At 54.3% G+C, this 14,126-nt stretch carries 9 protein-coding genes; 5 read left to right on the top strand and 4 right to left on the bottom strand.

The window, feature by feature from the left end:
* Nucleotides 1-115: 115 nt before the first annotated feature.
* From Q1Y74_RS02750 to Q1Y74_RS02740, 3 genes are all read right to left on the bottom strand, one after another.
* Entirely contained in the window at nt 116-1,756 is a 1,641-nt protein-coding gene (locus tag Q1Y74_RS02750; RefSeq protein ID WP_300812191.1) for a TonB-dependent receptor, read from the bottom strand.
* Nucleotides 1,757-1,787: 31 nt separating this feature from the next.
* On the bottom strand, nt 1,788-4,820 hold the full coding sequence (locus Q1Y74_RS02745) for a tetratricopeptide repeat protein (protein ID WP_300812190.1): 3,033 nt from the start codon (nt 4,818-4,820) through the stop codon (nt 1,788-1,790).
* An 83-nt stretch (nt 4,821-4,903) separates the two neighbouring features.
* On the bottom strand, nt 4,904-5,449 hold the full coding sequence (locus Q1Y74_RS02740; RefSeq protein WP_300812189.1) for an NUDIX domain-containing protein: 546 nt from the start codon (nt 5,447-5,449) through the stop codon (nt 4,904-4,906).
* Between the two features lie 225 nt (nt 5,450-5,674).
* Here Q1Y74_RS02740 and Q1Y74_RS02735 point away from each other — a divergent pair, with 225 nt between their 5' ends.
* Genes Q1Y74_RS02735 through Q1Y74_RS02720 form a run of 4 tightly spaced genes read left to right on the top strand, consistent with a single transcriptional unit; the run spans nt 5,675 to nt 8,203 of the window.
* Nucleotides 5,675-6,181, top strand: a complete 507-nt coding sequence (locus Q1Y74_RS02735) for a 3'-5' exonuclease (protein WP_300812207.1) — start codon at nt 5,675-5,677, stop codon at nt 6,179-6,181.
* Between the two features lie 30 nt (nt 6,182-6,211).
* The gene (locus Q1Y74_RS02730; protein WP_300812188.1) at nt 6,212-6,664 is read left to right on the top strand and encodes a hypothetical protein; all 453 of its coding nucleotides are present in this window, start codon (nt 6,212-6,214) and stop codon (nt 6,662-6,664) included.
* Nucleotides 6,665-6,684: 20 nt separating this feature from the next.
* Nucleotides 6,685-7,521, top strand: a complete 837-nt coding sequence (locus Q1Y74_RS02725; RefSeq protein ID WP_300812206.1) for an inositol monophosphatase family protein — start codon at nt 6,685-6,687, stop codon at nt 7,519-7,521.
* Entirely contained in the window at nt 7,502-8,203 is a 702-nt protein-coding gene (locus Q1Y74_RS02720; RefSeq protein WP_300812187.1) for a phosphoribosyltransferase family protein, read from the top strand. The genes Q1Y74_RS02725 and Q1Y74_RS02720 overlap by 20 nt, the downstream gene beginning before the upstream one ends.
* A gap of 165 nt (nt 8,204-8,368) precedes the next feature.
* On the opposite strand, the gene Q1Y74_RS02715 is transcribed toward Q1Y74_RS02720, so the two are convergent.
* Entirely contained in the window at nt 8,369-10,915 is a 2,547-nt protein-coding gene (locus Q1Y74_RS02715) for a TonB-dependent receptor (RefSeq protein WP_300812186.1), read from the bottom strand.
* Nucleotides 10,916-11,868: 953 nt separating this feature from the next.
* Between Q1Y74_RS02715 and Q1Y74_RS02710 the strand changes: the two genes are divergently transcribed.
* A partial coding sequence (locus Q1Y74_RS02710; RefSeq protein ID WP_300812185.1) for a hypothetical protein occupies nt 11,869-14,126 on the top strand: 2,258 nt, incomplete at its 3' end.

Genomic DNA, 14,126 nt, shown 5'->3' with positions numbered 1-14,126 from the left:
CGCCCGCCACAAGTTTTGCCCGCAAAAGTAGAAAAAAACCAATTTACCACCTTATAATATAAGGAAGATTTTAGCAAAAAAGTCTTTTTTTGGCCAGACTTTTTCCATTATCTGCCTAGAAACGGAAGGCTACGCCGCCCATCAGGCTGAAACCTTGTGCCGGACAACCCTCGTAGTACTGGTAGTCCTGGTTGAGCAGGTTGTTGAGGCGTGCGTAGAGAAGGATGTCCTTGAACAGCTCGTAGCTGCCGTGCAGATAGAGGTTGCTGACGGGGTCGGCCTGTACACCGTCCACTTTGGTGCGCGACACATAGTTGTAGCCCAGCGAAAGGCGCACGGACGGGATGGGGTTGACATCGGCCTGGAGACCGGCTTCGAAAGCAGGTTTGAAGGCGAGCACTTCCAGCTTGCCGTATGCACTGTCGCCGGAAGTGTCCCAGTTGCGGTACACGCCCGAGGCGGTGATTCCGAACAGGTCCTTGTAACTGTATCTGATTTCGGCTCCGGCATAGACATTGGATGTGTGCTGCTGGGCCAGCAGCAGTTCTTCTTCGGTCAGGGTGGAATACCACAGGCTGAACACGTCGTTGCGCAGGTTCTGGTATCCGCCGTAGAGGTTGAACCAAAGTCCGTCGGTGGGGCTGGCCTTGAAGCCGAGGGCTGCATTCAGTTGTTCGTAGGTAGCATCGAGCTGTTGTCCCAACTGGCTGTAGGGGGTGTAGCTTTCCAGGCGGCGGAAGTCGTTCTGCAGCTTGCCTCCGGTAGCCTGTGCATAGAGCACGTAGCTGTCCGAAAAGGTGTACTCTGCCCGGATGTCGGGGGCGGCGCGGAACTGTTTGCCGAAGCCGAAGGCCATGTCGACATGGGCGCCCAGGTGCAGCATCCAGCTTTCGCCGTCAATCAGGTAGTAGGGGTTCAGCCCGATGGAGGTGACGTTCTTGAAGCCGCCTTTCTGGTAGAAGGCGTTGTCCATGGCAAAGGCTATGTTGACGGACTGCTCGTCGGAGATGGCTCCGCCCACTTCGCCCAAGGTGCGTATCAGTGTCTCCTGCAGTCCGTCGGCGGCAGGGTCGTGCTGGCGCTGGTAGAGCAGCAGGTTGGTCTCGATGCGATAGTCGAGCGGCAGTTCGCTGTTCTTGTTGCGGATGCCGGCGTGGAAGCTGCCCGAGGTGAACTTCTGCTTGCTGTCGCTCAGGAAGGGCATGAGGTTGAAGTTGCTCAGTCCGAAGTTGCCGGCGAGGTCCAGCTCCAGGTTGCGGAAGAGATGCCGGTAGTCCACTACGGCCCGGGTGCGGTAATAGAACGAGCGCCATTTTTCCACGCCTTCGCCCATGTCCAGCTTGGCGTCCGCTCCGTCCATGCCGAAGCCTACATGGAGGCGTCCGTTTTCGGAGGTGGCGAACTGATAGTCGGCCACGGCGTCCAGATTGCCGTTGATGCCGTAGCCCAGGCGGGCATAGCCGGGATTGGCCTTTTCGCGGGCCTCCTTTCCGCTGAAGGCCTGCATGACGGGTGCGGGCACGTTGCGGGCAGGCACCAGGGTGGCGTCATACTTCACTTCCTTCTTGCTTACGGCAGGTTCTTCCACCCGCGGCAGCACGTTCACCTTCGTGGCGTCCATGATGTCGGGGTTGTATTCCTGCTCCACCACCACCGTGCGGTTTACGGTGGTGTCGTTCACTTGTTTCTGGGCTTGGGCCGGAAGAGCGAGCGTCATCAGGAGGGCTCCTCCGAGTATGTATGTCATCTGTTTCATATTTCTTTCCGGTTGCGTAGACTCGTAAATACTATTTCAGCTTTTCCAGCCGTTCTTCAATCATGCCTGCAATGTCGTCGTCGGCCTGGTAGTTCTGTTGCAGGCTGAGCAGGTACTGGCGTGCATCCAGCTTCTTGTCCATGGCCACGTAGACGTCGGACAGGAGGATGAAGCTGCGGGCCAGCCAGTAGGCATGGGGTGTGCTCTGGTCGATGAAGTCGAGAATCTCTTTCTCGGCGGCGGCATATTCGGCGGCGTTGTAGAGCTGCTGTGCCACCAGGTACTTGGCTTCTGCCCCGTAGAGCGTGCGGGTGTCCTTGGCCAGCTGTTGCAGGTCGTCCATGGCTTTCTGGGTGGCCTGCTGGTTCAGGTAGGCCTTGGCGCGGTAGTAGAGGGCTTCGCTGCGCAGCTCGGGCGACAGCTTGGCCTCGGCCAGCAGGGCGGTGGCGGCGTGGATGGTCTCCGTGTCGTCCTTCAGCAGGGCGGCGCAGCGCAGCACGCCCGTGGCACCCAGTCGGCGGCGTTCGGCCGTGGAGGCCTTGGCCTGCAGTTTCTTGTAGTCGGCCATGGCGCGGTCGTAGGCTCCGTCGTTGAACAGAATTTCGCCGTGCATCAGCAGCGCTTCTTCGGAGTAGGGGTTGTCGGGATATTCCAGCAGTTTCTCGGCATGTTCCATCACGGCCTTGTTGTCCTTCTGCTCCTTGCCTATCACGCAGAGGTAGTAGTGGGCGTTCAGGCTGAAGGCTCCCGTGGGATAGCTTTGCAGGTAGCGGGCGAAGCTCTCCTTGGCCGGGGCTGTCTCGCCTTTCATGTAGACCTTCTCGGCGGCGATGTAGGTCAGTGAGTCCTGCTCGCTGGGCTCGAAGCGGATGGCGTCCGGCATCTGTGCGGCCAGGGCGGCAAATTCGTCCACCCGGTTGGCGTCCACGTAGATGGATTTCAGGTCGCGCATGGCCAGGCGTGCCTCTTCGCTGCCCGGATATTGGGTGACTACGTATTTGTAGGCTTCGATGGCCTGGTTGTAATCGTCGTTCTGGTAGTAGAGCAGACCGATTTCGGCAGCGGCCTTGCGGCTGACGGGGCTTTCGGGATACTTGTCCAGCAACTCGCGGAAGGTGGCGATGGCCTGACGGCTGTTGCCCGTCTGCACGTAGGAGCGGCCTTTCTCGTAGAGGGAGTTGACGGCGTAGGGCGAGTTGGGGTATTCCTCGGCCAGGCGGTCCAGCAGCTGCACCTTGCCTGCGTAGTCCTTCTGCAAGCCCGACACCAGAGCCAGCTGGTAGTAGGAATAGTCGCCCGAGGCGGTCCCGAGGCTTTCGGCGCGGGTGTAGTACTGGCGGGCTTCGTCGAAGCGGCGGTTGTGCAGGTAGCAGTCGGCTATGCGGTTGTAGGCATCGGCCAGGATGGCGGCGTTGTCGCCCTTCTGCAACTGCACGAACTGCATGAAGCGGCTTTGCGCGGTGGCATAGTCCTTGGCATGGAAGGCGATGTAGGCCAGGTTGTAGTGGGCCAGCGGGTACATCTCCGTATTCTTCTGCGGCGTGAGGGCCAGGTAGTCGGTGAAGTTGCGGGCAGCCTCCTGCATGCGGTTCAGCCGGTAGTAGGACTCGCCGCGCCAGTAGAGGGCTTCGGCCTTGGTGAGCAGGTTGTACTGGCCCAGCTCCACGCTGCGGTTGAAGTAGCCCACGGCTTCCTCAAACTGCGTGTTGGCAAAGCTTTGTGTTCCCAGCTGGAAGAGTATCTTCTGCTTGGCCTCCAGAATGGCCTTGCCGGGGTGGGCAATGCGCTCGATGGAGGTGAGGGCAGCGTCGTAGCTGCGGGTATTCATATAAACTTCTACCAGATAGCCGCTCACCTGGTCGGCATACTGCGAGTTGGGGAACTCGTTCAGGAACTTCTCGAACACGGTCACCGACTCGCCAAAGGCGGAGTAGGACGTTTCGTGGATGCAGAGGGCGTAGTTGTAGGCCGCCTGTTCCTTTACCTTGAGGTCGGCATCGGAGATGGATGCCTGCTCGAAGGCCATGCGGGCCTTGTTGCGGTCGTCCAGCTGCAGGCTGGCCAGACCGATGTGCAGCCAGGCGTTCTGTGTGAGGGCATCATCTTCGGTGGTCACTTCGCCCAGCGTGGCGGGCACTTCCGTATAGACACCGCATTCGTAGCAGGAGATGCCCAGCATGTAGAGGGCGTCGCGGCGGCAGTCCGGGTCGCCTGTCTCTTTCCGGTACTGTTCCAGTGCATTCATGGCTTCCTGGTACTTGCCGGCGTGGTAGTCGGCAGTTCCCTGCACGCGGTACATCTCGGCCGTATATTCGTGGTCGGGGTAGGCCGACAGATAGTTCTGAGCCACAATCTCGGCCTTGTCATAGTTCTGCTTGGCCAGGTAGATTTCGGCAATATAGTAGGGAACCAGTGCACGGTACTTGCTGTCTTCCTGTAAGGAGAGGAAGCCTTGCAGGGCATCGTCGTACTGCTTCTGTGTGTAGCGGATGTAGGAGAGGTAGTAGGTGCAGTCGGCGGCATACTTGTCGCTGACCTCGCGCAGCGTCTCGAACCAGACGGCGGCTTCCTTCACGTTGCCTGTCTTCAGGTAGCAGGTGGCCAGACGGTAGGTCATGTCGTCGCGCTCCTCGTTGCCCAGACGGTCGAGGCGCGCGGCCTGGAAGCGGGCCAGGGCTGCGTCGTAGTCGCCTTCATAGAAGTAGTTGGAAGCTATCAGCGCATGGATGCGGTTGGCATGGGGCGTGTCGGGGTTCTCTTCCAGAAACTCCAGCAGCAGGGCGGTGCTGTTGGGGCTGTGCAGTTCGTACTGGGCACACACCAGCATGTATTCCGCCTCTTCGATGTTGCCGGTGGCAGGCAGGGGATTGCCCACTTTCCGCATTTGTTCAAGATAGGCTTGCAGGGGTGTCAGGGAAGCCGGGAAGGCTTTCTGCCGGAACAGGGCTTGTCCTTCCTGAAAGAGCCGGTCGGGGGAAGTCTTTTTCTCGCTGTTCTGTGCCGAGGCGAGCAGCGGTGTGAGGCAGAGTGCCGTGCACAATATTCGGGAGAGTTTGTCTTTCATTTTGAATGATTTGGAACAGATATTTGACAAAAATATGATATTTAGGGCGATATTGTTTCATTCGTTTGGCTTTTTTAGGATATTCAGTCCTGTATTGTGCCGGATTCGGTGTAGGCGCTCAGAAACTTTTTCACCCCCTCGCGTATGGAGCCGAGGCCGAATGCTTCGGGACGGATGTCCTTCAGCGGCAGGAAGAAGGCATCGGCGGCATCGTCCATGGCATGGAAGTGGTGCAGGTCTTGAACGGTGCAGCGGAAGAACATGTCCAGCGTGTGGACGGGGAAGCCGGAATAGACGTAGATGTTGGGCAGCGAGAAGAGATATTCGGCACGGGTTACGTCCATGCCCGTTTCCTCCTTCACTTCGCGCATCACTCCTTCCTCGCCGGTCTCGGACATGTCCACGAAGCCGCCGGGCAGGTCGAGAGTGCCTTTGGCGGGTTCTTTTCCCCGGCGGCAGACCAGCAGTTCGTTCCGTTCGTTCAGGATGAGGGCTACGGTGGCCGATGAGGGATTGAAGTAATAGACAAAGCCGCAGTCTGCGCATTGCTTGGACTTGACGTTGTGTATATCGAAACGGTCTGAACCGCATTTCGGACAATATCTGAATTGGGAGAGTGGATGTTCCATGATTTGTAATCGTTGGTATGCAGGGACAAAGATAGTATGCGCCGGCTACTTTACCCAATTTTGACGGATGTTTTATGACCGAAATGTTAACAAACCGCATTTTCATACTTCTTTTTCCTTTTTCTTCCTATCTTTGGACGTGGTACAGAAAGTGGGAACAAACGCATCCCCTTCCCTCCCGTAGAAAAAGAAGGATATATGAGAGCAGAAACATTGCTTGGAACCCTGACTGACTTTGCCGCCATTGACTTTGAAACGGCCAACGAACAACGTTGCAGCGTGTGCAGCGTGGGTGTGGTCGTGGTGCGCGGCGGCGAATTCGTGGACAGCTACTATAGCCTGATACGTCCCGAACCGGAGTATTACACTTATTGGAACACCCGCGTACACGGCCTCACCCTGGCCGATACGGCACGGGCGCCCCTCTTCCCGCAGGTGTGGCAGGAGATTGCGCCGCGCATCGAGGGCCTGCCGCTGGTGGCCCACAACAAGCCTTTCGACGAAAGTTGCCTGAAGGCAGTGTTCAGGGTCTACTGCATGGATTATCCCGACTATTCCTTCTTCTGTACCTTGCAGGCTGCCCGCCGCTGCCTGAAGGGGCTGCCCAACTACCAGCTTCACACGGTGGCCGCTTGCTGTGGTTACGAGCTGGAACGCCACCACAACGCCTTGGCCGATGCAGAGGCGTGTGCCTGGATAGCACGGAAACTGTACGGAGGGCATGAATTGTAAGAATTTCTAATACGTCATAAACGAAACAAGATGAACATCAGAAAAATTTTAGTGGCCGGATGGGCCTGTAGTATCATCCTGTCACTGGCCGCCTGTGGCGGCAAGGACAGTAAGCAGTCTGGGCAGACCCGAACGGGTGCCGACCGTGACGAACACGGATGCATTGCTTCGGCGGGCTACATCTGGAGCGAAGTGCGGCAGGACTGCATCCGTCTTTGGGAAGCCGGAGTGCGTTTGCAGGAAGCCGGCGGCGAAGACTTTCTTTACCTGGTCCTCAGCCCGGACTCGGCACGCCTGGAACTGTTCTTTTCGCAGGAAGGCATGCCGAACGAGATTCTGGAACGCCGCACGCTGGAGGCGGGCGGCAGCGTGTGGACGGCGGACGGTGACGATGCCAGAACCGCTTGCCTGAAGAATGGGCGTTGGACGGTGGCGCACGGCGGAAAACAGATGTATGAAGAGGCGGAACCGACTGCCGAATGACCCCAAACAGACAATCAATGATGGAAAACTTGAAAGAACTGACAGCATCGGTCTGCCACATTGCCCGCGAGGCGGGACATTTCCTGAAAGCGGAACGCAAGAGTTTCAGACTGGAAGCCGTGCAGACAAAACATGCCCACGACTACGTGTCGTACGTAGACCGTGAGTCCGAGCGGCAGATTGTGGCCGCTCTCAGCCAACTCCTGCCCGAAGCGGGCTTCATCACCGAAGAAGGCTCTGCCGACTATCACGACGAGCCCTACTGCTGGGTGGTCGACCCGCTGGACGGCACTACCAACTACATCCACGACAATGCGCCCTACTGTGTCAGCATCGCTCTGCGCAATCGCGACTCGCTGCTGCTGGGCGTGGTCTATGACCCTTGCCGCGACGAGTGCTTCTATGCCTGGCAGGGCGGTGGAGCCTATCTGGACGGAGCAGCGATGCACGTGTCAACTGTGCAGCGCATGGAAGACGCGTTTGTGGTTGCCGAACTGCCTTATAACGCCGAACTGTATGGTCCCACTGGCGAACACCTCATCCACTGCCTTTACGGCCGAGTAGCGGGTATCCGCATGAACGGTTCGGCCGCGTTGGCCATCTGTTATGTCGCCGCGGGACGATTTGATGCCTGGCTCGAAGCCTTCATCGGGAAGTGGGACTTCTCGGCCGCGGCTCTGATGGTGCAGGAGGCCGGTGGCCGCGTGACGGACTTTTACGGCAGTGACCGTTTCCTCGAGGGACACCATATTGTGGCTACCAATGGCCAGCTTCACCCGCAAGTGTTGGAACTGGTACAGGAGCGGATGCCTTTCTGCCCCCCCCTCTGTATCAACTATGAACAATCTGTTTGCTGAGTGGGGCCTTGCCTTGTGGCGATTGTTTCTTCCCTCCCGCTGTGCCGTGTGCGGCACCCTGTTGGGCGAGGGGGAGGAGGGCATTTGCATGAAGTGCAATATGGACATGCCCCGCACCAACTTTCATAGGCAGGCGGACAATCCCGTGGAGCAGATGTTTTGGGGACGTTTCAGTCTGGAACGTGCCACTTCCTATTTCTTTTATCAGAAGGGAAGCGGTTTCAAGAATATTCTATATAAGTTGAAATACAAAGGTAAGCAGGAACTTGGCCGGGTCATGGGGCGCTTCATGGCTGCCGAACTGCTTCCATCGGGCTTTTTTGAGGGGATAGACGTGATAGTTCCCGTCCCGCTGCATCCACGCCGACAGCAGGAGCGCGGCTACAACCAAAGCTTGTGCATAGCCGAAGGTTTGTCGTCTGTGACAGGTATTCCGGTAGAGACTGCATTGGTGGTGCGCATCCGACATACAGAGTCACAGACACATAAGTCGGCCTTTGAGCGTTGGGAGAATATGGAAGGTAACTTCCGTCTCCTTCGCCCGCAACTGTTCGAGAACAAACATATCCTGATAGTGGACGACGTGCTTACCACCGGTGCCACTACGACGGCCTGTGCCGATGCCTTTGCTGGATTGGAGGGGATACGTATCAGTGTGCTGACGCTTGCCTTGGCCGACTGAAAAGGCAGGACAGCTATTTGTTCCTTTTTAAGCAAACGGGGCAATTGTGGCAAAGATTACCTTCAAAAGCCCCGTCTGCATGTTGATGCACTCTTGTCATGTATTGATTCTTGCTGGACACTTGCACGGTTCTTGCCGGCTGCAAGCATCCCGTTTTGCGGTACGTCACTCTCCGCCTCCAACTCCCGAACCACCGCTACTGCTGTCGCCGCTCTTTACATCGTCATTGCTGATGGTGCGTACAGCCTTCTTGACACTGGCTCGCAGTTCACCAATACGATAGCTGACACTGATACCGAAACGCATCTGCGGATATTTGTTCCACGTATCATACACGAACCCCTGACCTTCTATATGCGAATCGTAGCGGTTGTACTTCTTCAGGAAGTTGTTGGCAAAGGCCGAGAGAGAAAGACGACGTTCCATGAACGATTTGTTCAGACTCAGACTGTAGCCGAAGAAGCTGCTACCCTTGCCTTGCAACATAATCCACGGTGTCTGGCCGAAAACGTTCAGGCTCAACCGCCAGTCGTGCTTGAAGCTTTGCTGTGCCCCGCCGTAACCGAAGAAACTCCATCCGTCGTTCTCCAGCCCGTTGGCTCCCTTCAGGTTGGTATAGCTGCCGAAGGCGTTGACGTAAATGCGTGTATCCTTCGTAGCGTTCCAGTTGACGTAGCCGCTCAGGCTAAGGTCACGGCTCTTGCCTATGTTCTGATAGGTGGTATAGAGCACATCCTTACCTGTTTTCTTGTCTTCGGACAGGTCGGGGATGTCGTTTTCAGACACCAGGTTGGTGACGGACTGGATGCTGTTGTTTGTGAACGAGTAACGTGCGGAGAGGTTGATGTTAAACTTCTGCGTGAAGTTGCTATAACTAAGGTCAAAAGCATGGCTGTGCTCGCTCTCCAGTTCGGGGTTACCCTGACTGAGGTTGGAAGGACTGCTGTCGTCCAGATAAGGATTCAGATACCAGATGCCGGGACGGTAGATGCGCAGGTTGTAACCTATACGCAGGTTGGACAGGTCGGTCAGCTTCCAGCCCAATGAGGCGGAGGGAACCACGTCATCATAGTTCTTGCGGAAGTCGTCGCCGCGGCCCAGCAGGTATTTCACATCTTCGATGGTATGTTCGTAGCGCACACCCAAACGACCGGAAAGTTTCTTCCACTTCAGTCCATAACCTAAGTAAGCGGCCAGGATGTCGTTGCGATGACGGTAGTGAGTACTGTATTCCTCGTCGAACTCGTAGTCGGCACCTTCGGCTGCGGCGCGCAGGTAGCGGTCGTTGTCTGAGGAGTTGTTGCGCAGAATGTACTTCACACCCGTCTCCAGAGTGTGCATCTTGCCGATGGGCGTGGTATAGTCAGCCTGCCAGGTATGCTCGGTCGTATTCTGGTTGCCGTCATTGTGCTGATCCTCAAGACGGCGCAGGTAATCAGCCCAGTCAGCACTGTATCCTTCGTTGATGTGGTATTCGGAATATGCGTCCGAAGTCTGTGGGCGGGTGTTGATTTTGTAGGAAAGAGTCAGCATACGCCCTGCCACTGTGGGCGACATGCGCTGGTAGTCGATGCCTCCATCTATGGAGTACCACGATGTCTTGCTCCGGCTGCCGGTAGTGTATTGGTAAAGCAAATCGCCCGTAGCGGGACTGGTGCCCAAGTAAGCGCTTCCGCCGTTGCTGCTGTTTCCTCCACCCCAGAGGCCGAAGGAGGCCGAAATCAGGTTGAGCGAGTCAATCTCGTAGCTGGCTTCCATACTGCCCGACTGGAAGGAACCGTTGCCTTTGCTGCTGCCTTCATAGTCCAGGTTGGCTACCGAGGCCGAAGTGTCCGTGGCACGCTGGCTGCCGCCCATGTAGCTGCGGGGAGAGTCGTTGTAGTTATAGTTGTAACGTGCGCTCACCGTCACCTTTCCACTCTGGATGGTTCCAAACAGGCCGCCACCCGCTCCACGATTGCTGGCGTTGCCGCTCAGGGTCACGGTATAGCCCTCAAAACCGCCACCCTCGGTCACAATGTTCAGGATGCCGCCCACACCCTCTGCATCGTACTTGGGGCCGGGGTTGGTGATGACTTCAATGTGCTTGATGGTGTTGGCGGGCATGCTCTTCAGCACCTCCGTGGGGTTGTTGCTCATCATGTTGTTGGGCTTGCCGTTCACGTAGACCTTGAACGAACTGCTGCCGTTCACCTTGATGTTGTCCTCGCCGTCCACAGTGACCAGCGGCACCTTGCGCAGCATCTCCAACAGCGAGTTGGTCTCCGAGTCGGGGTCGTCCTTCACATTGTATTCTATTTTGTCTATATCGGCCTTCACCAACGGCTTCTGCGCTACCACTTCCACCTGTCCCAGTTCATTGGTGGCATCTGTGATGTAGAGCGTGCCGAAGTCCACCTCCGTTTGTCCGGCCTTCACGTCGAACTCTTTCACGATGGGCGTGCGGCCCACCGAGGTAATGGTCATTACGAATTGTCCCTTACCCGGCACTTTCTCGCGGAAGCGTCCGTTCATGTCAGTTACCAGCATTTTCAGCGCTTTTTGGGGATTTTCTTTCTTCATCACTTTGATGGTAGCGTAAGGCTCACCTTCCTGGGTGAGCGAGTCCAGCAGCACTCCCTTTATATTAAAGGAGGAAACCGCCTTGTTCTGTGCCGCCGCCAGCCCTGCAACAGCCAGCATACACAGCAGCACCATGATCCGTGTTCTCATCTCTTTTTCCTGTTTTTGTTTGTTTGACTGCTTCGTTCCAAACCGCAAGCCCGAACCGAAGCCGTCTGTTTATTGACTATTCTGTATATTTGTTTACCTATGGGCGGATGCCGGATTTCCTACGAACTCCTGCATTCCGTCTCCAGTTTCTCTCTAATAGACGTTCCTCAAGTCGGATTTGTCACATTCCAACGCAACAAAATTATAGCATCTTCCCGATGCTACGATTGTTTCGTAGTTAAAAAGGATTAATTTACAGTCCCTTTACAGAATATATATCTTCAATTAATGGACACTTGTACAGCCTGACGAGTGAAAAGCGGGAACCGATAGAAGTGGGGAGCAGGTATCAAACAGCAATTGTACTTGCCCAAAAACAAACGATACATAACTCAATGAGGGAATAGAATTACGTTTCGTAACGAAAAAACAGAGTTTTGCTTAAAATAAATCCTATTTCATCACTATTAATAAAAAATAATATATGCCTTTGCCGGCAAAATACAGCAAAGTTAAGAACTTTTCACTAAACCGTTAACAAGACATGCTTAATGCAATAAGGATTCCACACCAGATGACAAGCTGTCCCGAACAGGCAGCCCTGCATTCCTATTCTCCGACGGAGTCCAAAGACACAGCCACATTTTTATTCCTATATCATAATCCCGTTCTTGGTAACAACTTCATGCTGTCGCCCGTTCCTCCCTTTTGAGAAGGAACTGTAAATAGGAAACTTCCTCCATTCTTTCAAAAGTGAGGAAACCACAAACCTTCTTCCTTATTCTATAACTTTTCGAAAACACTGTTTTCTTCATTCAAGAAAATGGTGGGAATGTGAATGGTTCGTCAAAATGAAAATACGAACCATAAGACATTACAGTATACAGTATGTAGAATAAGGAGGATACACAACTTGCAACATTCTTTTTACAAAATCAACTAAATTAATTTTTATGAGAAAATTCTATCTGTGTTCATTCCTGCTGAGCTTGCTTGTTTTAGCCTGCGGAATGTGGAGTTGTTCTGATGACTCCGATGATGCCACCTCATCCACCACTGGAGTACAAGCTCCGTCCTCGGATGCTATTTTTGCGACCTCGGCTACTTTCAACCTGCAAACGAAAGGCGCAGAGTCCTATGTTTACAAAGTTGTTGAGGGAGCCAATGCTACCGAACCGGATCCGGTAGTCGTTTATGCCGAAGCCCAAGAAGACGGAACAATTGTTACCGTAACAGGCGACACTGCCCAGGAAACCGTAACGGGCCTGGAAGGCAACAAGACCTACACCGTATTCTTCATCTTCAAGGTAGGTAACGAATACAACATTCATTCTCAGGTAATCACAACACCCGGATACACGCAAATGGTAAGCGTCGTAAAGACCGAGATGTTCTCTACGACAATCCACGTAGAAGTCCCCGAGGACGTATATTACATGGTGAACTTCATTGACTATGAAACCTACATCAACTACCAGATGCAGTTCGGCCGTACCGATGTAGATTGGACCATGGCCGGATACGGAATGCAAAGCCCGCGCTACAAAGGCCCGCAAACCATCACCATTGAGAACGGAGCCAACGCCTACCAAGGAGCTCTGAACGAAGGAGACTACAGCGCCGATGCTTATCCGTACGAGGTTCATCCGGGAACTGGTTATGTGATCTTCGTCAGCCAATGTGGCGAAGACGGTTCTACCGATGCATTCGTAGAATATTCTGAAGGAGAAGGTGGCGACCCGGGTATCCTGCTCTCTACCCTGCCCAATGTGAAGGAATATACTGAAGAAAAGCCCTCTAACGATTGGTGCTCATTCAACGGCCTTTATGCCAAGACCATGCTCTTCACCCAACAGGCTACCTTAGGAAAAGGTGAAGTGATGGCCACCATCGACCGCATCACGGAACAGACTGCCCTTATTACCCTGACTCCGACAGATGACATCATGCAATATGCTGTCGTAATGGTTGCTGACGATGACAAAGAGTTATATCTGGATTCATTCGGAGGTGAAGACGGACTGCAAGCTTCGCTGCTGCTTTATGGAAGCATCTACGACGGCGTACAACAGCTCCCTTATCCGATTGAAAAAGGAAAGACTTACACGCTCTATATCACCGCCATCTACAATTCAGAAGGTACCGTACAATCATTCCACAAACTGGAAGGCATCCAAGCCATTGAATCGGACAAACCTGCTGTAGAACTGGAAATCACACCGAAACAAATCAGCAACCCTTATCAGGTTTGCTTCAACATCAAGGCTCCTAACGCTGATTGTGCCGGATTCAAATACCTGTGTAACTACACGAAAGACTGGTGTCCGACTTTGAACGGCCTGACAGGTACCGATTTGGAAGAAAATATCGCCAGCATGATTTCCATGTACGGCGTAATGATTACCGATGCAAGCGTACTTGATGGAGTCAACAGCCCTGAAGGTTACGATTTATGTTTCAGCTCTATAGATGAAACTGAAACCTGGCTGGTATTAGAGTCTTACAATGTAGACGAAAAGACCAAACTCTTCTATGAAGAGGACGGCTGCCGCAGCACATCGGCCGCATTGATACCCGAAGAACCTGTGAACAGCGAACTCTTCAGCAAACTGCTGGGTAACTGGACAGCTACCATGGAAAGCGCATACGGCAGCGGTACAGTTACAATGCCCGTCACTATCGCAGCAGGTCCCGAACAGGTATCTACCCTGCCCAGCGACGTGAAAGAGACACTGGTGAACTATTTCATCACTTCCGGCAAGACTCAAGAACAAGCTGAAGAGATGGTAGAAAGCAGCTTCGACGAATACAAGGAAAGAGCCGCTTACTACACCCAGAAAAACAAAAACCAGAACTGCCTGGTTGCTACCGGATTCTCGTACGACGAATGGAATTCACCCCTTGCCACTTCTTGGGATCTGTTCCAGTCTACCGAATATTCGGCTTACAGCACTGACGAACTCTTCCGCGACTACGGTCCCAAGTTGTTCTTCAAGATAGCCAAAGACCAGAACAACCGCGACAGCGTATCTGTCATCACCACCCGCTATGCAGACAACGGTCAGGACTATCTGCGTTATGTCGATCCTGTAGCCGACTGGTACAGCACACTGGTACTCTGCGCTTACAATCAGGAAAATGCCGGCAACTATTACACGACCGAGTTCCCGGTTGAGATTTCCGAAGACATGAATACCATCACCATCAAGCC

This window comes from uncultured Bacteroides sp., from assembly GCF_949298305.1.
Lineage (GTDB): Bacteria > Bacteroidota > Bacteroidia > Bacteroidales > Bacteroidaceae > Bacteroides.
Note: the sequence above shows the minus strand (reverse complement) of the source record. Positions and strands in the feature narration are given on the sequence as shown.